Raw genomic sequence first — 24,075 nt, 5'->3', positions numbered from 1 at the left:
GACGAGGTCGGCCGTCAGGCGTTGCGGTGCATCCGCTGCTCGGCCTGTCTCAACGTCTGTCCCGTCTACGAACGCGCCGGCGGGCATGCCTACGGATCGGTCTATCCCGGTCCCATCGGCGCCATCCTCACCCCGCAACTGCGCGGCACCACCAGCGACATCGACGCCTCCCTGCCGTATGCCTCCACCCTGTGCGGGGCCTGCTACGACGTCTGCCCCGTCGCCATCGACATCCCCGAAGTCCTCCTCCACCTCCGCGAAAAAGTCACCGAGAACGCGGGCCATCGCGCGAAGAAGACGGCCATGGGCGCCGCCGCCTGGGTCTTCGGCCACCCCCGCGTCCTGGCCGCGGGGCAGCGCCTGGCCTCCGCCACCCGCCGACTCCATCCTTCCCGCCTTCCGGGGCCGGGGCGGGCCTGGACGGACAGCCGCGACCTGCCCGAAGTACCCGCCCAACCCTTCCGCACCTGGTGGAAGCAGGAGCAGGAACGCAAGGAGGGCTCCGAGTGAGCAGCAGAGAGTCGGTACTGGGACGGATCCGGCAGGCCCTCGTCGATGTCCCGGAGGCCGACGTCCCGTACGCGAGGGCGGTGTCCCGCGACTACGCCCGGGAGCACGGCGACCTCACCCCCGAACAGCGCGTCGATCTTCTCGCCGAGAACCTGGAGGAGTACCGGGCCGTCGTGCACCGCTGCCGACCGGCGGGGCTCCCGCGGCTCGTCGGGCGCCTGCTGTCCGAGCGCGGGGCACGGCGGGTGCTCGTACCGCGGGGGCTGCCGGCCCACCTGCTCCACCGTTCGGACGTCACTCCGTATCCCGATCGGGCCGACCGGACTCCGCATGATCTCGACACCTGCGACTCCGTGGTGACGGGCTGCTCGGTGGCGATCGCCGAGACCGGCACGATCGTCCTCGACGGAGGCCCCGGCCAGGGCCGCCGCCGCATCACCCTCGTACCCGACCACCACATCTGCGTCGTCCGCGCGCCCGAACAGGTCGTCGCCTCCGTCCCGCAGGCCTTGGAGCGCCTCGATCCGACCCTCCCTCTCACCTGGATCTCCGGCCCCTCCGCCACCAGCGACATCGAACTCGACCGCGTCGAGGGCGTCCACGGCCCCCGCCGTCTCGACGTCGTGCTCGTCGACAACCCTGAGCCGGGGCGGGCGTCTGCCCCGAGTGTTCCTGCCCGGGAGTAGGCGGGGCGCTGGATATGAGCGCGTCCGGGTGTCGAGAGCGCCCCCGAACGGAGCGGCTGCCCGGTCCAAGGTCCAGTACACCCCCCTGATGAACCGGGAGGACTTGAGCAAGGGTCTCGCCGCACTCGGCCCTCGCAGCTGACCGTCTCATTCGCCCCGCTGTCGCGGACCGCGTTCCCTCAGCCCACGCCACGCGGGCGGAACTGGACGCTGATGCGGGGCCCGACCGCATGGCTCGTCTTCGGGACCGCGTGCTCCCAGGTGCGTTGGCAGGAGCCGCCCATCACCAGCAGGTCGCCGTGGCCCAGAGGAAGCCGGAGCGCCACCGGGCCACCGCCTCGGGGCCGGAGGGCGAGGTCGCGGGGGTCCCCGAGGGAGAGGATGGCGACCATGGTGTCCCGGGTGGCGGAGCGCCCTGTCCGGTCGCCGTGCCAGGCGACGCTGTCGCGCCCGTCGCGGTAGAGACAGAGACCGGCGGTGACGAAGGGTTCGCCGAGCTCGGGACCGTAGTGGGCGCTGAGGACCTCACGGGCTTCCACGAGTGCGGGGTGCGGGAGGGGGACGCCCTCGCGGTAGTACGCGAGGAGACGGGGTACGGAGACCACGTTGTCGTACATTTTGCGCTCCTCGGCGTGCCACGGCACCGAACCGACCAGCTCCTCGAAGAGGGCGTCGGCCCCACTGAGCCAGCCGGGGAGGTGGTCGACCCAGGCTCCGCCGTCGAGGGCTGTCCGCCGCACGCCGTCCAGTGGGCCGAGCCGGATGTCGGTGTCCTGGTCGAAGAGGGATCCCTGGAGGCCAGGGATGTCCGGTCGTGGTGCGGTGGTCATGGATCCAGCGTAAACGAATAATCGAACTCCTGCACGAATCACCAGGTCCTGCCGCAGCCCCCGTGGACGGCCCAGCCGAGGCGGCGCAGATGCCCTCGGCGACGGAGGCGCGAACAGGCAGCCCGTCGGCACCCGGAGGGTGCGGCCGACGCAATGGCGGTATGACGCCACCAATGGCACGGCATGGCGCCACGCGCCATCAACAGGCACCAGGTGGCGCCATAGCGGCTTGTAATGGCGCCATCGTGGTGCCACTATGACACTCATGGACCTGACCCCCTACGTCGATCACCTCCGCCGTGAACTCGCGGTCGCCGCCGGCGCCGGCGGGGACGAGGCGCGCGCCCTGGCCGAGCGGCTGACCGCACCCCTTGAGTCCGCCGCCCGGTTGACCCTCCTGAATGCACTCTCCGACGCCTCGGACGAGATCACTCGCGACCTGGCCCCGGGCTCGGTGGACGTGCGGCTGCGGGGGCTCGACCCCGAGTTCGTGGTGACCGCGCCGCCGGCCGCCGAACCCCCCGCCGATAAGGCGACCGCCATGGCGGCATCGATGGCGCCGCCGGTGGCACCTGTGGCGCCATCCCTGGGGGACAGCGAAGAAGGGGGGACGGCTCGCATCAACTTCCGCCTGCCGGCCCATCTCAAGGCCCGGGTGGAGGACGCGGCCGGGCAGGAGGGCCTGTCCGTGAACGCCTGGCTCGTACGGGCGGTGGCCATCGCCCTGGAGCCGGGCGGCGGACCGGACCAGCCGGCCGCCCGCGCCCCGCGTCGCGGCCAGGGCTATCGGGGCTGGGTCCGCTAGCCGGAACCCCTCGCTCCGACATCACACGCACTACCGCCCTACCTGCGGAAACACACTCCAGAGTCACGAGGACGGGACAGCCATGCCTTCTTACGAAACCCCCGAACCGATCACCGCGGTCCTCGAGTTCGAGGTCGGCGATGTGCGGATCACCGCGAGCAAGCGGCAGGACACGGTCGTCGAGGTGCTGCCGAGCAACGGCGCGGAGGACGCTGACGTACGGGCCGCGCAGCAGACCAAGGTCACGTACGCCAACGGCACCCTCTCCCTCAAGGGGCCCAAGAAGCGCGGCCTGTTCGGAAAGCACGGCTCGATCGACGTGACCGTCGAGCTCCCCGCCGGATCGCATGTCCGCGGCACCTCACCCCTGGGTGACTACATCGGCGAGGGACCGCTCGGCGAGTGCCGCGTCAAGACCTCGCTCGGCGACATCCGGCTCGACGGGGCTTCCGCCGTGAACCTGCGGACCGGCCACGGCGACATCCGCGTCGGCCGGGCCATGGGCGACGCCGAGATCCACGGGTCGGGCCGGGTCGACGTCGGTGAGATCGTGGGGGCGGCGACCGTCAAGAACGGTAACGGCGAGACCGTGATCGGCGAGATCACCGGCGCCCTCAAGGTCAGCGCCTCCAACGGCCGCATCACGGTCGGCATCGCGCACGCCTCGGTCGAGGCCAAGTCGGCCAACGGTGCGATCAGCGTGAACCAGGTGGCGCGCGGCGTGATCGACCTCCAGACCGCCATCGGTGACGTGGTGGTCGGCATCCGCGAGTCCACCGCCGCCTGGCTGGACGTCAACTCCAAGTTCGGCACTCTGCGCAACGCGCTCGGCGACGCCGAAGGCCCCGACGCCTCCGACGAGACCGTCGAGATCCATGCCCGTACCGGCGTCGGCGACATCGTGATCCGCCGAGCCTGACCTCCCGGGAAGGGAGAGCGGAACCCCATGACCGCGACATCCACCGCCAAGGCCGTCGCCACGGCCACGCCCGCCATCTTCGCCACCGGCCTGCGCAAGTCGTACGGCGACAAGGTCGTCCTCGACGGCATCGACCTCAGCATCCCCGAGGGCACGGTCTTCGCCCTCCTGGGCCCCAATGGAGCCGGCAAGACCACCACCGTCGAGATTCTGTCGACTCTCATCGCGCCCGACGCCGGGCAGGCACGGGTCGCCGGCCACGACCTCGCCGACCGGCCCGACGGCGTTCGCGCCGCCATCGGTGTCACCGGCCAGTTCGCCGCCGTCGACAATCTGCTCACCGCCGAGGAGAACCTGCTCCTCATGTCGGACCTTCAGCACGTGCCCCGGCGCGAGGGCCGCCGTCGCGCGGCCGAGCTCCTGCGGCGGTTCGACCTCTCCGAGGCCGCCCGGAAGCCGGTCTCCACCCTCTCCGGCGGCATGCGCCGCAAACTCGATCTGGCGATGACCCTGGTCGGCGACCCGAGAATCATCTTCCTCGACGAGCCGACCACCGGCCTCGATCCCCGCAGCCGCCGCACCATGTGGGAGATCATCCGCGGGCTCGTCACCCACCAGGGCGTCACCATCTTCCTGACCACGCAGTACCTGGAGGAAGCCGACCAGCTCGCCGACCGCGTCGCCGTCCTCGACCAGGGAAGGCTCGTCGCCGAGGGCACCCCGGACGAGCTCAAGCGCCTCATCCCCGGCGGCCACATCCGGCTGCGCTTCTCGGACATCGCCGAACTCGACACCGCGGCCCGCCACTTCGGCGTGGCCGCCCGCGAGCCCGAGGAGCTCACGCTCCGCATCCCGAGCGACGGCGGCATCCCGACCCTGCGGGCCGTACTCGACGTCCTGGACGGAGCGGCGCTGCGGGCGGACTCGCTGACCGTGCACACACCCGACCTCGACGACGTCTTCCTGACCCTCACCGGTCACAGCACGTCCGATGCCACGACGGAGATGGCCCCATGAGCACTCTCGCCCATGCCGTCAGCGACTCCATGACGATGCTGCGGCGCAACCTCAAGCACGCGCTCCGCTATCCCACGATGACCTTCTCCGTCGTCGCCATGCCGGTGATGATGCTGCTGCTGTTCAACTACGCCTTCGGCGGCGCTCTCGGCGCCGGCATCTCCGGCGCTCCCACCGGTGGCGGCGAATACATCGACTACGTGGCGCCCGGCATCATCCTGATGGCCGCGACCGCCGGGGCGGTGGCGACGGCGGTCGGCGTCTGCGTCGACATGACGGAGGGCATCGTCAACCGCTTCCGTACGATGTCGATCTCCCGCGTCGCGTTCCTGACCGGGCACGTCGTCGGCAGCGCCCTCCAGACCCTGCTCGCCGTCGCCCTGGTGATCGGCGTCGCGCTCGCCATCGGCTTCCGCCCCGACGCCTCCCCCGTCGAGTGGATCGCCGCGGTCGGCCTGCTGACCCTGCTCATTCTCGCGCTGACCTGGCTGGCGGCCGGCATGGGCCTGGTGGCCAAGACCCCGGAGTCGGCGAGCAACACACCGCTGCCGCTCACCTTCCTGCCCTTCCTGGGCAGCGCCATCGTCCCGACCGACTCGATGCCGACGGGGCTGCGCTGGTTCGCCGAGTACCAGCCCTTCACCCCGGTCATCGAGACCCTGCGCGGCCTGCTGATGGGCACCGAGATCGGCACCAGCGGATACGTCGCGTTCGCCTGGTGCGTGGGTCTCACCCTGGTCGGCTACCTCTGGGCGCGCTCCGCCTTCGGCCGTACCGCCAAGCGGTGAGGACCGCCCCACTCGCCCACCACGCGCCACAGTGCGCAGCACTCACCGTTCGCCGCACCTCACTGTTCGCCGCACCTCACTGATCGCCACACGTCACTGTTCACCGCACGTCACTCTCCTCGGAGGACACCATGCAGCACGAACCGTCGACCCGACCCGATGCCACCGAGCCCGTCACGCTCCCCACGCAGCGCGCCGCCGGCTGCCCCTTCGACCCGCGCGCCGGCTTGGCGGAGCTGCGCGAGCAGCGGCCGCTGGCCCGGATGACATACCCCGACGGGCACGTCGGCTGGCTGGCCACCGGCTACTCCACCGTCCGCTCGATCATGGGCGACTCCCGCTTCAGCTCGCGGTACGAGCTGATGCACTATCCCTTCCCCGGTGGGCCCGAGGGCCCGCTGCCGCCCGCTCCCGTCGGTGACATGACCGGCATGGACGCACCCGAGCACACCCGCTTCCGGCGGATCCTCATGGGAAAGTTCACCGTCCGCCGCATGCGTCGACTGACGGAGCGCGTACGGGAGATCACGACCGAGTACCTGGACGCGATGGAGCGCCGGGGGCCCGGCACCGACCTGGTCGAGGCGTTCGCCCGCCCCATCCCCGCGCTGATGATCTGCGAGCTGCTCGGTGTCCCCTACGCCGACCGGGACCGTTTCCAGGGCCACGCCCACACGCTGATGACCATGGACGTGACGCACGAGGAACGGTACGCCGCCTTCGTCGGGCTCCAGGAGTTCATGGCCGAACTGGTCGCCGCCAAGCGCGCCGAACCCTCCGACGACCTGCTCGGCGACCTCGCCCAGGACTCGGACCTCACCGACGAGGAACTCGTCGGCGTCGGCGGCTTCCTGCTCAGCGCCGGTCTCGACACCACGGCCAACATGATCGCCCACGGAACGTTCGCGCTGCTCACCGACCCGGCCCAGGCCGAGGCCCTGCGCGCGGGTCCCGATCTGGCCCCCCGAGCCGTCGAAGAGCTGATGCGCTATCTGACGATCGCCCACACCACCGTGAAGACCGCTCTGGAAGACATCGAGCTGAACGGCCTGACGATCGCGGCCGGCGAGAGCGTCACCCTCTCGCTCGAAGCCGCCAACCGGGATCCGGAGAGGTTCCCCGACCCCGACGTCCTCGACCTGCGCCGCAATGCGACGGGACACCTTGGCCTCGGGCACGGCATCCACCAGTGCCTGGGTCAGCAACTGGCCCGCGTGGAGCTGACGGTGGCCCTGCCCGCGCTGCTCGAACGATTTCCCACGCTGCGCCTCGACGTGCCGGCCGACGAGGTACCGCTGCGCACCGACATGAACATCTACGGCGTGCACCGGCTGCCGGTCACCTGGGACGAGGCCTGATCCCATGGATGTACGTGTCGACCGCGACCGCTGTCTCGGTGCCGGGATGTGCGCCCTGACCGCCCCGGAGGTCTTCGACCAGGACCAGGACGAGGGTCTGGTCGTCCTGCTGAACGCCCGGCCGTCGCAGGAGCGGCGCGCTGCGGTCCGCGTCGCGGCCGGTGCCTGCCCGGCCGCTGTCATCACCCTCACCGACCGCGGCCCCTCCACCGCCTCGTAGGCGCCCCCTCTGATCGTCGCCTCCGAGCGAACGCTCTCTCCTGCGGGCAACTCCCCACTCCCGAGCCGCAGTCGTAGCGATGCACGCCACCGCCCCTCCCGACGCCGCCCGTTCTCCACCGGCCTCCCGACGGCCCGCGCAGCGCCGCCCCTCGCAACGGCACCCGTTCACCACCGCCCGTCGCGACTCCGCCCGTCACCGCCGCTTGGCCGGCTCCCCCACCGGCACCCGGTTCAGCCCTGCCCGGTCGCTGCCCCCGGTGCGCTCTGAGCACCGTGTCTCCCCGGAGAGAACGCGATCCGTCGCCGCCGGCGCCTTTCGTGTGCCGTCGGCGGCGCGACCGCTTTCCCCCGACCCCGCGACAACCCACCGCCCTGACGACAGGATTTCCTCCACCGTGGCTACGTTCCTCTCCCGACTCGGCCGCTTCGCCTTCCGACGGCGGGGCCTGGTCGTCCTCCTGTGGCTCCTGGCCCGGGGTGTCCTCGGGGCACTCCTCGCGAGAGGACCGCCTCGTGGGCCGACCACCCCGTACGACCGCTCGGCACCCCGGCACCCCGGCACCGCCCCGTCGTTCCCGGGCGTGGTGCTGCCGGGGCGAGGGTGCCCCGCCGGGTTACGGTCGGCGGCATGGATGGTGATCGTCGGAGTTGGCCGCGCTGTCTGCTCGCCGGCGCCGTATTCGTCGTGTGCATGGCCGGCACCACGCTTCCCACCCCCCTCTACCCCCTCTATCAGGCGGAGTTCGGCTTCTCCGAGCTGACGGTGACGGTCGTGTACGCCGTGTACGCGTTCGGGGTCATGGGCGTCCTGCTCCTCGCGGGCAACGCGTCGGACACCGTGGGCAGACGTCCGGCCCTGTTGTGGGGTCTGGGTTTCGCCGCGGCGAGTGCCGTCTGCTTCCTGTGCGCCGACGCCCTGGGCTGGCTGTACGCGGGCCGGCTGCTGTCGGGCCTGTCCGCGGGTCTGTTCACGGGGGCGGCCACCGCGTACGTCATGGAGCTGGCCCCGCCCGGCGGCGGGCCGTGGGCCACGTTCGTGGCCACGGCCGCCAACATGGGCGGCCTCGGCTGCGGCCCTCTGCTCGCCGGCCTGCTGGCCCAGTACGCCCCCGCCCCGCTGCTGCTGCCGTTCGGCGTCCACCTGGCCCTGGTGGCGGTGTCGGCGCTGCTTCTGCTGCGCCTTCCGGAAACCGTGGGGCAGCGGCGGCCCCTCACGGCCGTACGTCCGCAGCGCCCCGCCCTGCCGGCCGGGGTCCGGCCGGTGTTCGTGCCGGCGGCGATCGCGTCCTTCGTGGGCTTCGCCCTCTTCGGGGTGTTCACCTCGGTCAGCCCGGCCTTCCTCGCCCGCTACCTGCACGTGGACAACCACGCGGTGAGCGGTCTCGTGGTGGCGCTCGCGTTCTTCTCCTCGACCGCCGGTCAACTGGCGGTCGAGCGCGTCGGAGTGCCGCGCTCGCTGCCCGTGGGCTGCGCCGTCCTCTTCACCGGGCTGGTCCTCCTGGCCGCGGCCCTGCACACGGACCTGCTGGCCCTCGTCGTCCTGTCCGCCGTCGTCGGCGGCACCGGCCAGGGCCTCGCCTTCCGCGCGGCCCTGTCCGCCGTCGCCGCGGCCGCACCGGCGGAACGGCGCGCCGAGGTGATCTCGACCCTTTTCCTGGTCGCGTACGCGGGCATCTCCGTCCCGGTCATCGGCGTCGGCCTGCTGGCCGATCCCCTCGGCCTGGAAGCGGCGGGTCTGGTCTTCATCGCCTGCATGCTGCTCCTCGTCACCGCGGCCGCGGCATATCTGCTGCGACGCCCGGTGAGGGCGGGACAGAGCTGAGACGTACGGCTCCGCTCACCACGACGCGGCGCCGCGCACGAGAGACCGCTGTGGCGACCTGAGAGACCGCTGCGGCGACCTGTCGTGGCGGCGCGGGGCAGGGGCCGCGAGCGACGACGCGGCCGCCCGTTCCGGCCGGGCGCGCAGAGCCTGCACCGTTCTCCGAAGGCGGACGGCCTGTCCCACGTCCCCAGCCACCCGCTGCCGCGGCCCAGTCCTGGGCATGATGCCGTCGGGACCAGTGCCCCTCCCGTTCCGGATCACCCGGCCCCCAGGTGACCGAGCAGCGGTCCTGTGCCGCAGCACAGACGCCGCAGGGCCGCCGGCGTGAGGTCCGCGACGGTGGGGTATCCGTCCACCGCCATGATCAGGTCGGCCTCCGCGAGCAATGCGCGCAGGACGTGGACGACGCCGTCCGTCCCGCCCAGGGCCAGGCCGTACGCATAGGGGCGTCCGACGCCGACGGCCGTGGCACCGAGCGCGAGTGCCTTGACGACGTCGGCACCGGAGCGCACCCCGGAGTCGAAGAGGACGGGGAGCCCGTCGGCGGCCTCGACGACGGCGGGCAGTGCGTCGAGCGCGGGGAGACCGCCGTTCGCCTGGCGGCCGCCGTGGTTGGAGCAGTAGATGCCGTCCACGCCCAGGTCCTTGGCGCGGCGGGCGTCGTCTGGGTGGCAGATCCCCTTCAGGATGAGCGGCAGCGTGGTGAGCGAACGCAGCCAGGGCAGGTCGTCCCAGGTGAGCGGGTTGCCGAAGATTCCGGCCCAGGTGAGCGCCGCGTCCCTGGGATCTTCCAGGCGGCCATTCGGCAGCAGGGCGCGGAACGCGGGGTCGCTGGTGTAGTTGGCCAGGCAGTGGCCGCGCAGTTGAGGGAAGTTCGAGATGGCGAGGTCGCGGGGGCGCCAGCCCGCGATCCAGGTGTCGAGTGTGACGACGATGCCTGCGAAGCCGGCCTTCTCGGTCCGGTGGACGAGGCTCTCCGCCAGTGCCCTGTCCGTTGGTGTGTAGAGCTGGAAGAAGCCGGGCGTGCCGCCGAACTCGGCCGCCACATCCTCCAGGGGGTCGGCCGAGAGGGTCGAGGCGATCATGGGTACGCCGGTGCGAGCGGCGGCCCGGGCGGTCGCCAGGTCGCCGTGACCGTCACGGGTGCAGATGCCCAGGACCCCGACCGGGGCCATGAACAGCGGTGAAGGCAGCCTCAGTCCGAAGAGGTCGAGGGACAGGTCACGCCGGTCCGCGCCGACGAGCATGCGTGGGAGGAGACCCCAGTGGGCGAAGGCCGCGCGGTTGGCGTTCTGGGTGTGCTCGTCGCCGGCTCCCCCGGCGACGTACGACCACACGCTCGGTGGCATGGCGTGCCGGGCCCGTTCCTCCAGTTCTCCGAAGTCCATGGGGTGTCCGGGAACGACGCCGGACAGCCCGTCGAGATAGATCTCGTTCTGATAGGCGGCGTACGGCTCTTGGGGTGCTGGCGGGCCGGGCATGGCGAGGGTTTCCTTTCGGGCGAGGACTTCCGGTCAAGGACCGGCTTCCGGGCGGTCAGGACCAGGTCGGTCGTCCGCCGAGATACGTCGCGGTCACGGCGACCTCGTCCTGGAAGCGGTCCGGGTGAACGATGCGGGGGTCCGCGGTCAGGACGACGAGGTCGGCGCGCATTCCGGCGCGGAGCATGCCGATCTCGTTCTCCAGATGCAGCTGCCAGGCGGGGCCCGCGGTGACGGCGCGCAGGGCCTCCTCGACGGTGAGGCGTTCGTCGGGTCCGTGCACCCGGCCGCTGGGACGGCAGCGGCGCGTGATCGCGGTGGCGACGCCGGAGAGCGGGTCGGTGGGCGAGCAGATGCCGTCGTTGTGGAGCGAGACGCGGTGGCCGGCGTCGACGGCGGACCGTGCGGCCATCCAGCGGGCGGCGACGTCCGGGCCGAACAGGTCGTCCGCCAGTACGTCTCCCCACCATCGCACGTGGTCCATGAACAGACTGACGGTCGCGCCGAGCCGTGCGGCACGACGGTACTGGTCCGCCGTGACGGCACCGCAGTGTTCCAGTCGCGGTCTGAGCGAGCGCAACCGCTCGGGATCGTCGACGGCTGCCTTCTCGTAGGCGTTCAGGACGGCCTCGAAGGTGACGTCTCCGTGCACATGGGTAGCCACAGGAAAGCCCTGGGCGGTGAAGGCGGCGGCCAGGAATGCGAGTTCGTCGGTGCCGTAGTTCATGCCGCCGTGGGCGCAGCGATCGAGGCCGATGCGCACGGTGGCGTCGTTGTCCCGGAAAGGAAAGCTGGTGGCGATGCTGCCCTGCCAGGGCGTGCCGTCGGCCCACAGCTTCATACCGGAGACCCCGAACATCTCGCGTGCAGGGGCGTGGCCGGCGAACCGCCGGCCGGGATCGGCGGCCAGCTCGGGGGTGCCCATGACGTAGGCACGCAACCGCACCTCCGCGTCCGGCTGCTCGGCGGCGGCGCGCAGGGCGGACAGCAGCCGGGGTTCCGCGGCCATTTCGGTCACCGTCGTGATGCCGACCCGGGCATGCTGGGCGAAGGACCACCGCAGGGCCGTCTGGACGTGGCGCTCGTCGAGGCGGTCGCCGGCGACGGTGTTCATCAGCGCGATGACGGCCGCGCTCTCATGCGCTTCGCCGGTGGGCTCGCCGTTCTCGTCGCGGACGAAGCGGGCGCCGGGCGGATCGGGTGTGGCCGCCGTGATCCCGGCGGCACGCAAGGCGGGGGTGTTGCCGTACGCCGCGTGGCCGCTGTTGGAGACCACCACGAGCGGGGCGTGCGGGCTGATCCCGTCGAGCACGTCCCGTCCCGGCGGGGCGAGATCGCGCTGGAGCAGCAGGTCGATCCCGTACGCGCCCACCGGTCGGCCGGCTGCCGACGCCACGGCCGCGCGGATCTTGTCGTAGACCTCCCGCCCGGTCGGCACGGTGAAGGGGCGGACGTCCACGGCGGGCGGCGCGACGGCCAGGCCCATGATGGTCGGGTGGCCGTGTGCCTCGATGAACCCCGGCAGCAGCGCCCGTCCCTGGAGGTCCACCACGTCGGTGCCGGGGCCGCGCAGGGCGAGTACGTCGCGTGCGGCGCCCACGGCGGTGATGGTGCCGTCACGTACGGCCAGGGCCTCGGCGTCGGGGGCGGCGGGGTCCATGGTGAGGAGCGGGCCGCCGGTGAAGATGCGTTCTGGGGTGTCAGACATGGTTCCGCCCTGGTTTCAGGAGGTCAGCCACGGTGAGGCAGCCAACAGGAGGTAGTGCACGCCGAGTTCGATGGTCGGGTCGGGCACCGGCGCGAAGAGCGGCGAGTGGTTGTGGGGGATCTCCGGCGGAATGCCGTCCGCCAGGAGGTCGACCCCGGCGAACGCGGCCGGGCCGAGGCCGCCGAACGTCCAGTACACCGACGGCGCGCCGAGCGCCGCTCCGAAGGCGCCGAAGTCCTCGCTGCCGGTGAGGGGGTGCGGCAGGTCGATCACGCGTTCCGCTCCGAGGGCGGCCCGGAACGCGGTCTGGACGGACGCGGTCGCCTCGGCGTCGTTCACCGTCACCGGGAAGGCGTTGACGACGGTGATCTCCGGTTCCTTCGGCGCCGCCGAGGCGGCCGCTTCGGCGCGGATGATGCGCTCGACCGCGGTCAGCACCTGTTCGCGCACCGCGGACGTCGTGCTGCGGATGTTGATCGTGAGGTCGGCCGTGTCGGGAATGACGTTCTCCCGGGTTCCGGCGTGCAGCGTTCCCACCGTGACGACGGCCGACCTGTCCGCCGCGACCTCGCGGGCGACCACCGTCTGCAGGCGCATCACGGTCGCGGCGGCCATCACCACCGGATCGACGGTCGCCGCCGGGGTCGATCCGTGCCCGCCGCGTCCGTGCAGACGTACGGCCAGACTGTCCGAGGCGGACATGAACGTCCCCGGGCGGGTGGCGACCAGCCCCGCGGGAGCAGGGGCCACGTGCTGGGCCAGGCAGACGTCCGGGCGGGGAAAGCGCTCGGCGAACCGGTCCGCGACCATCGCCGGGGCCCCGCAGACCTCCTCCGCCGGCTGGAACACCGCGACGACCGTGCCCTGCCAGGCGTGCCGGTTGGCGGCCAGCAGGGCCGTCGCGCCGAGGAGACAGGCGACGTGCACGTCGTGCCCGCAGGCGTGCATCACGGGCACCTCCCGGCCGGCGGCGTCTGTCGCGGTGCGCGTCGAGGCGTACGGCAGTCCGGTCGACTCCCGCACCGGCAGCGCGTCCATGTCGGCCCGCAGCAGGACGACCGGTCCCGGTCCGGAGGCGAGGACCCCGACCACGCCCGTGCCGCCGATGCCCTCGGTGACCGTCCAGCCCTGCTCCCGTAGCCGGGCGGCGACGATCCGTGCGGTGCGGAACTCCTGGTGCGACAACTCGGGGTGGGCGTGCAGGTCACGGTAGAGAGCGAGCAGGCCGGGCAGGTTGCGGTCCAGGCCGTCGAGGAGAGCGGTGGGTACGGAGATCATGTGGACTCCTTCTCGGTGGGGACACGCGTGCCGCGGCGAGGGAGGGCGGCGTTGAAGGACTCCGTGTCCTGCGGGGTGGCCAGGGCCAGTACGGCCGCGATGACCGGGCCGAGTGCCAGCACGGCGAAGGCGGCCTCGAAGGACACCGCGTCCGCGAGCACGCCCAGCACCGGGGGCACGAGCATGCCGGCGACCTGACCGCCGAACACGATGACGGCACTGCCGACGCCGACCAGTTCGGGGGCGAGGCTGCGCAGGGGCACGGCGAAGATGGGCATGTAGCACAGGGAGGCGGCGAAGATGGCGATCGTGCCGCAGGCGACGGAGCCGGCGAGGCTGGGCGAGAGCGCCATGAGGCACAGGGCCGGTGCCGCCACCGACATGGCCGGCACGATCACCTTGCGGTGGTGGCCCCCGAACCGGTCGGACAACCGCCCGCCCAGCAGCGTGCCCACGGCGGCCGCGAGCGAGGGCACCGCCACCAGGACCCCGGCGGAGGTGAGGGAGAGCCCGCGTTCCGTACTGAGGTAGGACGGTATCCAGGTGCTCAGCCCCCACATCAGGGCGGCGTATCCGAAGAGCATCAGGGAGAACCGCCAGAGGACGCCGATGCGCAGCACTTCCCGTAGCGGAACGCCGCTCGCGGTCGACGGGGTCTGCGTACTCTGCTCGCGAGGCGCGGGCAGCCACAGCCGTACGGCGAGATAGACCAGGACGCCCACCCCTGCGGCCAGGACGAAGGCCCAGCGCCAGCCGACCGCCGCCGCGAGCGGCGGAACGGCCAGGGGCGCGGCGACCGAGGCGAGGGAGTTGGAGCTCATGATCAGCCCCTGCGCGCCCATCCGTTCCGCCACCGACGTCCGTTCGACCAGGGCCTTCATGGAGGCGGAGGGGAAGATGCCCTCGGCCGCGCCGAAGGCGAAGCGCACCACCAGCAGGGCGGTGAAGGACCACGCGAGGCCGGTGAGCGCGGTGAACAGCGACCAGGCGAGCAGCGCCCAGCACGTGACCCGTTTGGCCCCGAACCGGTCGGCCAGCATGCCGCCGGGTATCTGGCAGGCGGCGTAGGCGACGAAGAACGCGGAGACGACCAGACCCTGCTGACCGCGATCGAGGTCGAACTCGTCACCGATCGTCGGGAGGATCACGGCGATGGCGAGCCTGTCCACGTAGTCGATGAACCATGCCGCGAACAGCAGGACGACGGTGGTCCTGACCGGCGCGCTCATCTTCGGCTTCGTAGCGGCGGAAGGGGAACTGAGGAAGGGCACGGTGATCCTCTCTGAGATGGCCGCGACAGTGCGGGCGCTCTGCGGTCCCTGGCCCGTCGGTCAGTCGAAGAGATCCGGCTGGTCCTCGGTGATCTGCTCCCACAGGGGCCGGAGTTGGAACCACCCCGACAGCGGGCTGCCGATCTGTTCCCGCACCTGGAGCGCGGTCTCCCGGTCGATGAGGAACGGGGTGCCGGCCGCCATGGCCAGCAGCTGCGCCTGACAGGTGCGCTCCATGGTGATGAACCACCAGGCGGCCTCGGCGACACTCTGACCAACCGTCAGCAAACCGTGGTTGGCGAGGATGACGGCCTTGTGCGGGCCGAGTGCCTCGCCGATCCGCCGGCCTTCCTCCGTGTCGTTGACGACGCCGCGGAAGTCCTCGTAGAGCCCGTGGTCCTCGAAGAACGCGCAGGCGTCCTGCGTGAGGGGATCCAGGCGGCGGCGCAGCGCCGAGAATGCCTTTCCGTGCACGGAGTGCGCGTGCGCCGCGGCGACCGCGTCGGGCCGGGCCTTGTGCACCTCGGAGTGGATGCAGAAGGCGGCGCGGTTGACGGGGTGGCGGCCTTCGACGACGTTGCCCGCGTGGTCGACCAGCACGAGGTCGGAGACCCTGATCCGGCTGAAGCTCATTCCGAAGGGGTTGACCCAGAACCATTCGGGATTGCCGGGGTCCCGCGCCGTGATGTGGCCCGCCACTCCCTCGGAGAACCCGAACCTGCCGAACAGCCGGAAGGCCGCGGCCAGTTCCTGCTTGCGGTGCAGCCGCTCCTGCTCCACCGAGTCGAACTCGGGCGGGAGCATCGCCTGGAATCCCGGCGGCACGGGCCCGACACCGAGGTGCGGTGCGTCAGCGAACGTTTCCATCATGGCCTCCTCGAGAGCCGTGGATACGAACCAGTATCGGATACGTAGTCGTATCGGATACGGGGCTGTATCGTGGGGCGGGTCACGGTGGGGTGTCAATGGCCAGGGGAGGAATGACTTGCCGAAGGGTCCTACGAAGCGCCGCCCGCAGACGACCGCGCGACTGCTCCAGGCGGCTCAGGAGACGTTCGCCGAACGGGGCTTCTACGGCTCCTCGATCGAGGTGATCTGCGAGCGGGCGGGGCTGACCCGCGGGGCGTTCTACTCGAACTTCCGCACCAAGGAAGAACTGTTCTTCGCGCTGTTCGACCTGCACGCACAGCGAGTGATCGACCGTTTGACACGTGCCGTCGAGGAACTGAACACCGCCGGTGACCCCGTGCGGTCGCTGCTCATGCGCATGGGCGCCGTCGACGAGATCGAGCGCCGCTGGTACCTGTTGTCCACCGAGTTCACCCTGCACGCCATCCGGCATCCCGAGACGGGCCGCGTGCTGGCCGAGCACGACCGCCGCCTCCGCGAGGAGATCGTCCTCGTCCTCGCCCGCCTCTTCGACCGCCTCGGCCGCACTCCGACGGTCGACCTCGACTTGCTGGCCCGCCTCACCGCGGCCGTCCACGAAGGCTCCTTGGCCCAGAGCCTCGTCGAACCTGACAGCCTGGCCCCCGAGCAGTTGGCCGTCACCTTCCTGCCGCCGCTGATCGACACCGTCTCCCGACCAGCGCACCCGGAAGCCTGAACGACCGGATGCCACCCCGCCGCCCGCAAGATCGTTGTGCGTCGTGGGCGCTATGGGCACGACACGCAATCGCTCGGCTCACGCGCCGGCCCTGCGCGAGGGACCCTCTGTGAAACGGGTGAGTCCGCGTACCTCCAGAAGGCCGCGCAACGGCAGATCGAGCGCGACAGCGGGCCCGCCAGGCCCCACCCTCCCGACAAAAAGGGAGGAAGGGTTACTTCGGGCCTGCGGCAGGGAGTGCGCTTTTCAGCAGCGCTTCTTCCTTGCTGGATATGAGGTGTGTAAACAACTCTTGGGAGTAGCCAAATACAACTGCGAAAACGAGGATTTGGATCGGTTGAGTTACCTCGACGACCGTGCTGGCACTCAGCAGCGCTACGCCCAGCAGTGCCGTGAGGCCGCCGGCAGTCATCTTCAAAAATCCTTGGGCGGCATGTAGACCGTAAGGGTCCAATGTCTTTCGACTACGGGCGATAGTGAATACAGTCGCTATGAGGCCACCCAGGACGCCGGCGACTTCCACGAAAGCGAAGTCGCTGGGCCCGGGCTGTCCCGTTTCCGTCGGGCACACTACTTGAGCACCCTCGAAGCAGATCAGGCTCCTTGTGTTCTCCGGCCACGCAAAAGCTCTCACCAGAGCGAGCGTAATCAGGAGTGCCGCGAGGAACAAGGAAGCATACGTCAGCATCCTTTGGAAGGTTCGAAGGCGGCCACGGTTGATGCTACTCACGTAGTATGACCAGCGCAGTGCTGATATCAGTCGCGCTCGCTCACGGGGCCATATCCGACAAGTGCGCCACTCGGAGTATTTCGTGCGCCTGTTGAGCCAGTTATCTACCCAGCGCCGTCGTGGGTCGTCTTCGGGCAGGTAATCATCTATCGAACGCTGGATTCTAGGCAGCTCGGCCCAGAACTGTTTCTGTGTGAGGATCTGAGCCAGAGACACTTCGGCCTCATGGATTCTTGATTGTACAAATTCCATGTACCCCGAGCGTCGCCATGGCCTGTTCCACGTCCTGGTTTGCGTCACCTTGCGTACTTGGATTGCGTTGTGAAGTATGGATCGGTACAGGGTTCGCCGCCAGCAGTGGTCAATTCTCTTATACCTGTATGCACGCAACGCCTCTTCTGCCTGGAGCCTGATGCGATCCATACGCGCATTGGCTGTTATCCGCCAGCGGGCGCGTCTGGGACGGTCTGCTCTCTGGCGGCGGCGGAACCCGCGCAGCCACCTCTTGGCTCCACGGAGGCTGAGAAACCTCGGCGGCCGAGCAAGCCCTGACTGTCCATCGCTCGACTGGGTCGCAGGCTGAGATAGCGTCATTTGCCCTCACCCCCTCCCCAACTACCAGATTGCTCCTGTGGCGTAGGCGAGGCAAATTGATCTTGAGTATCTGGTCTTGCGCTTCACGAGACGTCCTGCAGTCGTGCCGGCTCTTGAATGCCATGCCGCACAATGGAAGTCTGGGGACTGGGTTTTGAGGCTGTGATGCTTTCTAGGGATTGATGGCTGTCCCTTAGCGCTTGGTTCAGCCTCGGCGGGTTACTGCCGTGATCCAAAAAGAGAACCACTGGGACCGGGATCCAATTGATCCCATAGCCGGCCCTGTACCCAACCGGGCCGCCATCGTCCCAGCCTGGAACGCACTGCCAGTCTTCTCGTGATGACCAGAGGTCGGCGAAGTACGGGAAGCGCTCACGTGAGTGGAAAGGGCTCGGATCGTCGGCGTAAGCATCGAGAAGCAGCCCAAGACCCCAACGGCGCCCGAGTCCTCCCACTGCCCAAGCCGGTGCACTCGACTCTCGTGGTGTTTCGCGCCCTACAAGCGCGGGAGAAGCAGGCAGCGGACGACGCCTACGAGGACAGTGGGTACGTGGTGGTCGACGAGCTCGGCCGCCCCTCCAAGACGGACAAGCTACGGCGTGAGGCCCACAAGCTCATGGCCCGGGCCGGCGTCCGCAGGGTCCGCCTCTACGACGCACGCCACGCGTGCCTCTCCTGGATGGCGAACAACGGCGTGCCAGACAGCGCGGTCTCCGCCTGGGCCGGCCACAGCGGCCTGTCCTTCGCCAAGCGGGTGTATGTCCACACCGATCCGCAGAGCCTCAAGGCCGGTTCAGAGAAGCTCGGCAAGCTGCCGGACTGAGGGGAAGCCGTCCCCGCTGGTGAGAAATTGCGAGACACGGCCTCAGAAAATGATCAAGGGCCTCGTCCCACCGAAGTGATCCAAGACCCTGACTGGGCGAACATTCCGACCTATTAGTCGGGACGACAGGATTCGAACCTGCGACCCCTTGACCCCCAGGAGTGAGGGTCGGAGTCATTTTTCCGAATATAACCGGTTTAGTTTGGGCGCAAGTTGTGTAGTGCAGTGACTATCGTGCGCCTTCGCGCACGTCGTGTGGTCCCCAACTGGTCCCCAGGTTCGATGCGCTGGCAACCGCCGACCTGACCCGTCCGGTCATCCCATGTGTGCTTTGCGGCTGGCGGCTCGTCAGCTTCCATCGACCAGGAGAAACAGGCGAGGTCGATCGCTTGGCGTCAGTGAAGCGTGCCTGCCGCTCTTCCATCCGACAACCGCCTCGTCGCAAAAGGCCAGCCGAGGGACCGCACGCCAACTGGTGCAGTCGCCGCTGTCGGCGCCGCGCCTTCGTCGGCGCCGACGAGGCGGCAGCGATCGGTCCGCTCGACCACGACAGGCCCACGCAGGGCTGCCGTGATCGTCATGGGAGGCGCTGCACTGGCCGGCCGGCACGCTGACCGACCTGATGCCCAACTGGACGACCACGCCGCACGCGGAGCCCGCTACCGGGCCGAGGACCTGGCGTTCCTGATGACCGAGCTCCACGCCCGCGCGCGGGCCGCGGCGAGCGACGCGCCCTCGCTCTCCGCGTCCTCGGTCCTGGGCTCCGGGGAGCGGGGCGACACCCCGCTGCGCCGGGTCCGGCTGACCGCGCTGGGCTGCCGGATCGGCGGTGCTCCGAACGAGCGGACCGCCGAGGTGTTCTTCGCGCACGGTGACGCGGGCATCGCGCTGGTGCTGCGCCGCCGCTGGAGCTGACAGAGGGTTAGGACCCGGCCGGACACGAGCTGCCGTCCCGGCGGATGGCGGGTTCGACCCTCGGCGCGGTGGCCCGCTCGCAGGTGGTGAGCGAGCGGGCGTCCCGCACGCCCGGTCGTTCGCTCACCATCGGGGCGAGCCGCATGGCCGGAGCTCCCGGAGCCGCTGCTGGTACGGGACTTCGCCGCGCACGCGCGCGTGGTGGAGGGGCTGCCGCCGCGATTGGTCCGGGCCCGTGTCGAGGCCGACGCGGTCCATGTGGTCGAGATCCAGGAGGTCGGTGAGATCGGCTACGACCCGGCGGAGCAGCGGCTGGAGGCGACGGTGACCGACGCCTGGGGGAATCGCGCGACGGCGCTGGCGACGTACAACCCGTACAGTCCGGGCGGGTTGGACGCGCTCGCCGCCGCCCTGGAGGGCGGCCGGGGCGAGGTGCGTCACCTGAGCGCGTTCGTCCGGGGTGCGGGCGGCGGTCTGGTCCTGGACCCGATCGCGGTCCTGACCACAGAGGGTGTGATCGTGCCCGATCTGGCTCCACCGCCGGTCACGCGGCGGCGCCACCCCGCGATCGTGGCGCGGCGCCCGGAGGATCCGCTCACGGCCGCCCTGGAGGCCGCGTCGTCCTGTCTGGCGGCCGCCCGTGGGTTGCGGCACCTGCCCGAGGGGGAGCTGACGGATGTCGAGGAATCGGCGACCCGGCTGTCCCGCGTCGGCCTCGCCACGGCGGCGGCGCTGGTACGGGTCTTCCCGGCCACGCTGCGCCGGTCGGGTCCGACTGCGGCCGTCGAACCCTGGGTCGAGGCGCAGATCCACCTCGTGACCGCGGCGGAACTGCGCTCCCGCGCACTGTGACAGCGGCGGAGCGAGGGGTGAGCGCGATGCCGCCGTGGGGCGCCACGGCCCGGTCAAGGCCATGGCGTCAGGCGCGGCCCGCGGCCTTCTGACTCCGGCGGGACAGGGAGTCGACGACCACGGCGGCGAGCAGGACCGATCCGGTGATCATGAACTGGACGGCGTTGCTGACACCCATGATGTTCATGCCGGACTGGATGGAGCCGATCACCAGCGCGCCGAGGAGTGCCGACCAGACCGAGCCGCGCCCGCCGAACAGACTCGTACCGCCGATGACGGCCGCCGCGATGACGTTCATCAGCAGGTTGCCGCCGCCGGAGGTCTGGCTCGCGGACTGGATCTGTCCGGCCAGGAAGATGCCGCCGACCGCCGCCATCGTGCCCGCGATGGTGAAGACGCTCATCCGGACGAACGGCACGCTGATGCCGGCCCGGCGCGCGCCCTCGATGTTGCCGCCGACCGCGAAGATCTGCCGTCCGTACGACGTACGGCGCAGCACGAAGTCCAGGACCACCAGCAGGATCAGGAAGATCAGCAGCGCCAGGGGCAGGCCTTGGTACTGGTTGAGGATGTAGGCCGCGACGAACGCGATCGCGGCGATGACGATCGTACGCAGCACGATCTCGGCGACCGGCCGGAACGGCACCCGGGCGGCCCGGCGGCGTCGGGCGTCCAGGAGCGAGGCCGCGAGGAAGAGCCCGACCCCCACGGCCGCGGTCACATAGGCGGTGGCGGGGCTGTGGAAGATGGTCGTGTAGAGCTTGGAGACGATGCTCTCGCTGGGGATGTTGACCGTGCCGCTGGTGCCGAGGATCTGGAGCATCAGGCCGTTCCAGGCGAGGTTGCCCGCGAGGGTGACGACGAACGCCGGCACGCCGACCTTGGCGAAGAAGAAGCCCTGGATCAGCCCGACGGCCGCTCCGCCCGCGAGGGCGACGAGCAGCGCCAGCCACTCGTTCATACCGTTCAGGACGTTGAGCACGGCGAAGAGGGCGGCGCACAGGCCGCTGACGGAGCCTACGGAGAGGTCGATCTCGCCGAGCAGCAGGACGAAGACGATACCGACGGCGATCATGCCTGTGCCGACGATCTGCTGACTGAGGTCGGAGAGGTTCTGGGCCGAGAGGAACGCGCTGTCGAGGCTGCCGAACACGGTCCAGATGATGATCACGGCGACGACGACGGGGATCGAACCCAGTTCGCCGCTGCGCAGCTTGCGCCGGAACTCTCCGAGGTACCCCCGGAGGCCTTCCTCGCGGACGAGCAGACGGGTGTCGACGGCGGGCATGGCCTCCGACGCCGGTTCCTGGGCGGAGGAGTCGTCGGGGCGGCCGAGGTGGTCAGGGCGGCCGGGGCGATCGGGGTGGCCGGGGCCTGTGTCTCTGTCCCCGCTCATCGCTCCTCCTCCCGCTTGCGGGCCTGGCGGCGGGTGACGGCGCTGTCGGTGGCCCCGGTGATGGCGGAGATGATCTCCTCGGTGGTCGTGGAGCGTGTGTCGAAGAATCCGTTGTTCCGCCCGAGGCGCAGCACCGCGATGCGGTCGGCGACCGCCATCACGTCCACCATGTTGTGGCTGATCAGGATCGTTCCGAGCCCGTGATCGCGCAGCCGCTCGACCAGGTCGAGCACTTCGGCGGTCTGTTCCACGCCCAGGGCGGCCGTGGGCTCGTCCAGGATGACGACCTTCGGTTCGCCGATCAGGGACCGGGCGATCGCGACGGTCTGCCGCTGGCCGCCGGAGAGCGAGGCGACGGGGATCCGGACACTGGGGATGCGGATGGACAGGGTGTCGAGCAGCTCGCGCGAGCGGCGCTCCATCCGGACCTCGTCGAGTACACCGAAGCGGCGCAGCTCGCGGCCGAGGAAGAGATTGCCGACGACGTCGAGGTTGTCGCACAGGGCGAGGTCCTGGTAGACGGTGGCGATGCCGAGGTTCTGGGCGTCGTGGGGTCGGTTGATGCTGACCGGCCGGCCCTGCCAGGCGATGACGCCCTCGTCGGGTGGGTTCACTCCGGCGACCGCCTTGACGGCGGTGGACTTCCCGGCGCCGTTGTCACCGACGAGTGCGACGACCTCGCCGGGGTGGACCTCCAGGTCGAATTCCGACAGCGCCTGGACGGCGCCGAACCGCTTGGAGATCCCCCGCAGTGTGAGCACAGGTGCTTCCGGCAACGTCAACCGCCTCCTCCTCCGCACACCCCCGACGGGCTTCCGTACACCCCCGACGGGCTTCCGTACACCCCCGACGGGCCACGGCTACCGGAGTCCGGCGTCCTTGCATGCCGCGGCGTAGGTGGGCGTGCAGATCTCCTCGACCGTGTACAGGCCGTCCTTGACGACCGTGTCCTTGATGTTGTTCTTGTCGACCACGACCGGGGTCAGCAGCATGGCCGGCACCTTCTGGCCGCTACCGCTGGTGACGGTGGTGGGCGTCAGGGAGTCGGGCAGTTCCTTGCCCTCGGCGAGATTCACGGCCATCGTGGCGGCCGCGTCGGCCTCCGGCTTGTACGGCTTCTCGACGGTGATCGTCTGAGTCCCGAGAAGGATCCGCTGGATCGCGTCGAGCTGGGCGTCCTGACCGGTCAGCGGGACGTTGATGCCGGCCGCCTTGAGGGCGGTGGCGATGCCCGCCGCGAGGCCGTCGTTGGCGGAGTAGACGCCGACGATGTTCTCCTTGCCCAGGGCGCTGATGGCACCCGACATCTGCTGGTTGGCGTTGTTCGGGTCCCAGTTGGGGGTGTCGTACTCCTTGCCGATCTTCACCTTGCCGTCGAGGACGGAGTGGGCGCCGGCCTTGAACTCGGCCGCGTTCGGGTCGGTCGGCGAGCCGTTGTGCATCACGATCTGTCCGCTGTCGGCCTTGTCCCCGAGCGCGTCGAGCAGGGCCTGGCCCTGCAACTCACCGACCTTGCGGTTGTCGTACGAGACATAGGCATCGACGGGGCCCTGCGCCAGGCGGTCGTACGCGACGACCTTCACACCCGCGTCATGGGCCTTCTGCACGGAGGACTGGATGGACTTGGCGTCCACCGCGTCGAGGATCAGCACCTTGTTGCCCTTGGCGAGAGCCGTGTTGACCTGCTGTTGCTGGGTGGTGGCGCTCTCGGCGGCGTTGTAGTAGTCGATCTGGGCGCCGGGCGCCAGCTCCTTGATCTTCTGCTCGATGTACGGCCGGTCGAACTTCTCGTACCGGGTGGTCTTGCTCTCGGGCAGCAGCAGACCGATCTTGACTTCGCCCTGTGCGGCGCTCCCCGCGCCGGGCTGGGCCGCGCCGCTGGTCGCCACGGCACCGAGCGAGAGAGCGGCGGCTCCGAGGAGGGCTATCGCACCGCGCACTGTGCGGGTCATGGGGGCTCCTTCCGTACGCCCCTTTCCCTTCACCGGAAGAGCGCGGGGAACGAGGGTGCACATATGGCCTAAATACGACATTAGCCGCAACCCAGAGACCGGCAAGCGGGTGAAACGACCGCACACACCGCTGCCTCACCGTCACGGACGGTGATCATGGGGGCCGATGGCCGGTGGCCGGTATGGGGCTCAGCGACGGCCGGGCACCGTGTCCGGCCCCCGCCTCACGCAGTGGGGGCAGCGCTCGCGGCCGTCCCATGCGGACCAGCCGAAGCCGGTCGGGGTGAGGGCGTGGCCCTCCAGCTCGTCGCGGACGGCCTCGCGGTAGGCCCACACGGCGTCCAGGTAGGGGTGGCAGACCTCGTGGAACACGGGGGTCGAGATGCCGGCGCCCGTGGCGACCGTGCTCCGAAGGGCGCGGAGCCGTTCGAACATCGTCTGGCCCGTGCCCGCGATCCGGGCGCTGGCGTCGAGGAAGAGGCGCTCGCGCACCTCGTAGATGCGGGCGT

24 protein-coding genes are annotated in these 24,075 nt (G+C 70.2%); 13 read left to right on the top strand and 11 right to left on the bottom strand.

All coding sequences use genetic code 11. The features are described 5' to 3' along the window. Together ABZY12_RS24630 and ABZY12_RS24625 are read left to right on the top strand one after the other, a co-directional pair. On the top strand, positions 1-510 hold a 510-nt coding region (locus tag ABZY12_RS24630), incomplete at its 5' end, for a 4Fe-4S dicluster domain-containing protein (RefSeq protein ID WP_356893825.1). Then, a complete protein-coding gene (locus tag ABZY12_RS24625; RefSeq protein ID WP_356893823.1) occupies positions 507-1,196 on the top strand; it encodes a lactate utilization protein C in 690 nt (229 codons plus the stop codon). The genes ABZY12_RS24630 and ABZY12_RS24625, both read left to right, overlap by 4 nt. Before the next feature lie 179 nt (positions 1,197-1,375). On the opposite strand, the gene ABZY12_RS24620 is transcribed toward ABZY12_RS24625, so the two are convergent. Next, entirely contained in the window at positions 1,376-2,026 is a 651-nt protein-coding gene (locus ABZY12_RS24620) for an alpha-ketoglutarate-dependent dioxygenase AlkB (protein WP_356893821.1), read from the bottom strand. Between the two features lie 265 nt (positions 2,027-2,291). Between ABZY12_RS24620 and ABZY12_RS24615 the strand changes: the two genes are divergently transcribed. From ABZY12_RS24615 to ABZY12_RS24585, 7 genes are all read left to right on the top strand, one after another. Then, entirely contained in the window at positions 2,292-2,831 is a 540-nt protein-coding gene (locus tag ABZY12_RS24615; RefSeq protein WP_356893819.1) for a hypothetical protein, read from the top strand. 82 nt (positions 2,832-2,913) lie between these two features. Beyond that, the gene (locus tag ABZY12_RS24610) at positions 2,914-3,750 is read left to right on the top strand and encodes a DUF4097 family beta strand repeat-containing protein (RefSeq protein ID WP_356893817.1); all 837 of its coding nucleotides are present in this window, start codon (positions 2,914-2,916) and stop codon (positions 3,748-3,750) included. Positions 3,751-3,777: 27 nt separating this feature from the next. Continuing rightward, a complete protein-coding gene (locus ABZY12_RS24605) occupies positions 3,778-4,767 on the top strand; it encodes an ATP-binding cassette domain-containing protein (RefSeq protein WP_356893815.1) in 990 nt (329 codons plus the stop codon). Next, complete coding sequence (locus tag ABZY12_RS24600) at positions 4,764-5,555, top strand: ABC transporter permease (RefSeq protein ID WP_356893812.1); 792 nt, start codon at positions 4,764-4,766, stop codon at positions 5,553-5,555. Before ABZY12_RS24605 ends, ABZY12_RS24600 begins: the two co-directional genes overlap by 4 nt. A gap of 131 nt (positions 5,556-5,686) precedes the next feature. Further along, positions 5,687-6,913, top strand: coding sequence for a cytochrome P450 (locus ABZY12_RS24595; RefSeq protein WP_356893810.1), 1,227 nt, complete (start codon positions 5,687-5,689; stop codon positions 6,911-6,913). 4 nt (positions 6,914-6,917) lie between these two features. Beyond that, entirely contained in the window at positions 6,918-7,133 is a 216-nt protein-coding gene (locus ABZY12_RS24590; protein ID WP_356893808.1) for a ferredoxin, read from the top strand. 630 nt (positions 7,134-7,763) lie between these two features. Further along, complete coding sequence (locus ABZY12_RS24585; protein ID WP_356893806.1) at positions 7,764-8,957, top strand: MFS transporter; 1,194 nt, start codon at positions 7,764-7,766, stop codon at positions 8,955-8,957. Positions 8,958-9,217: 260 nt separating this feature from the next. Here the strand turns inward: ABZY12_RS24585 and ABZY12_RS24580 are convergent, their stop codons facing one another. From ABZY12_RS24580 to ABZY12_RS24560, 5 genes are all read right to left on the bottom strand, one after another. Further along, entirely contained in the window at positions 9,218-10,441 is a 1,224-nt protein-coding gene (locus tag ABZY12_RS24580) for an alpha-hydroxy-acid oxidizing protein (RefSeq protein WP_356893804.1), read from the bottom strand. A 55-nt stretch (positions 10,442-10,496) separates the two neighbouring features. Continuing rightward, positions 10,497-12,149, bottom strand: coding sequence for an amidohydrolase (locus ABZY12_RS24575; RefSeq protein WP_356893802.1), 1,653 nt, complete (start codon positions 12,147-12,149; stop codon positions 10,497-10,499). Positions 12,150-12,164: 15 nt separating this feature from the next. Then, a complete protein-coding gene (locus ABZY12_RS24570) occupies positions 12,165-13,427 on the bottom strand; it encodes an amidohydrolase (RefSeq protein WP_356893800.1) in 1,263 nt (420 codons plus the stop codon). After that, a complete protein-coding gene (locus ABZY12_RS24565) occupies positions 13,424-14,656 on the bottom strand; it encodes an MFS transporter (protein WP_356893798.1) in 1,233 nt (410 codons plus the stop codon). Before ABZY12_RS24565 ends, ABZY12_RS24570 begins: the two co-directional genes overlap by 4 nt. Before the next feature lie 102 nt (positions 14,657-14,758). Further along, complete coding sequence (locus ABZY12_RS24560) at positions 14,759-15,565, bottom strand: class II aldolase/adducin family protein (protein ID WP_356893796.1); 807 nt, start codon at positions 15,563-15,565, stop codon at positions 14,759-14,761. A 118-nt stretch (positions 15,566-15,683) separates the two neighbouring features. On the opposite strand from ABZY12_RS24560, the gene ABZY12_RS24555 reads away from it, so the two are divergent. Continuing rightward, a complete protein-coding gene (locus ABZY12_RS24555) occupies positions 15,684-16,304 on the top strand; it encodes a TetR/AcrR family transcriptional regulator (RefSeq protein WP_356893794.1) in 621 nt (206 codons plus the stop codon). Between the two features lie 214 nt (positions 16,305-16,518). On the opposite strand, the gene ABZY12_RS24550 is transcribed toward ABZY12_RS24555, so the two are convergent. Then, positions 16,519-16,992: a hypothetical protein gene (locus ABZY12_RS24550; protein ID WP_356893792.1), complete on the bottom strand. Its 474-nt coding sequence runs from the start codon at positions 16,990-16,992 to the stop codon at positions 16,519-16,521. A 1,117-nt stretch (positions 16,993-18,109) separates the two neighbouring features. Between ABZY12_RS24550 and ABZY12_RS24545 the strand changes: the two genes are divergently transcribed. The 3 genes from ABZY12_RS24545 (at position 18,110) to ABZY12_RS24535 (ending at position 20,218) form a co-directional block, all read left to right on the top strand. Next, positions 18,110-18,451, top strand: coding sequence for a tyrosine-type recombinase/integrase (locus tag ABZY12_RS24545; protein ID WP_356893790.1), 342 nt, complete (start codon positions 18,110-18,112; stop codon positions 18,449-18,451). A 579-nt stretch (positions 18,452-19,030) separates the two neighbouring features. Then, the gene (locus tag ABZY12_RS24540; RefSeq protein ID WP_356893788.1) at positions 19,031-19,366 is read left to right on the top strand and encodes a hypothetical protein; all 336 of its coding nucleotides are present in this window, start codon (positions 19,031-19,033) and stop codon (positions 19,364-19,366) included. 222 nt (positions 19,367-19,588) lie between these two features. After that, the gene (locus tag ABZY12_RS24535; RefSeq protein ID WP_356893786.1) at positions 19,589-20,218 is read left to right on the top strand and encodes a hypothetical protein; all 630 of its coding nucleotides are present in this window, start codon (positions 19,589-19,591) and stop codon (positions 20,216-20,218) included. Positions 20,219-20,285: 67 nt separating this feature from the next. Here ABZY12_RS24535 and ABZY12_RS24530 read toward each other — a convergent pair whose 3' ends face one another. The 4 genes from ABZY12_RS24530 to ABZY12_RS24515 all read right to left on the bottom strand — a co-directional run bounded on the left by ABZY12_RS24530 (position 20,286) and on the right by ABZY12_RS24515 (position 24,058). Further along, positions 20,286-21,506: a sugar ABC transporter permease gene (locus ABZY12_RS24530; RefSeq protein ID WP_356893831.1), complete on the bottom strand. Its 1,221-nt coding sequence runs from the start codon at positions 21,504-21,506 to the stop codon at positions 20,286-20,288. A 104-nt stretch (positions 21,507-21,610) separates the two neighbouring features. Then, positions 21,611-22,390, bottom strand: coding sequence for an ATP-binding cassette domain-containing protein (locus ABZY12_RS24525; RefSeq protein ID WP_356893784.1), 780 nt, complete (start codon positions 22,388-22,390; stop codon positions 21,611-21,613). An 84-nt stretch (positions 22,391-22,474) separates the two neighbouring features. Beyond that, a complete protein-coding gene (locus tag ABZY12_RS24520) occupies positions 22,475-23,566 on the bottom strand; it encodes a substrate-binding domain-containing protein (protein ID WP_356893782.1) in 1,092 nt (363 codons plus the stop codon). A 189-nt stretch (positions 23,567-23,755) separates the two neighbouring features. Then, positions 23,756-24,058: a hypothetical protein gene (locus tag ABZY12_RS24515; RefSeq protein WP_356893780.1), complete on the bottom strand. Its 303-nt coding sequence runs from the start codon at positions 24,056-24,058 to the stop codon at positions 23,756-23,758. Between the last annotated feature and the right edge of the window lie 17 nt (positions 24,059-24,075).

Origin of the sequence: Streptomyces sp. NPDC006551 (genome assembly GCF_040611675.1) — a bacterium.
GTDB lineage: Bacteria > Actinomycetota > Actinomycetes > Streptomycetales > Streptomycetaceae > Streptomyces.
This window is presented reverse-complemented; position numbering and strand designations above follow the sequence as displayed.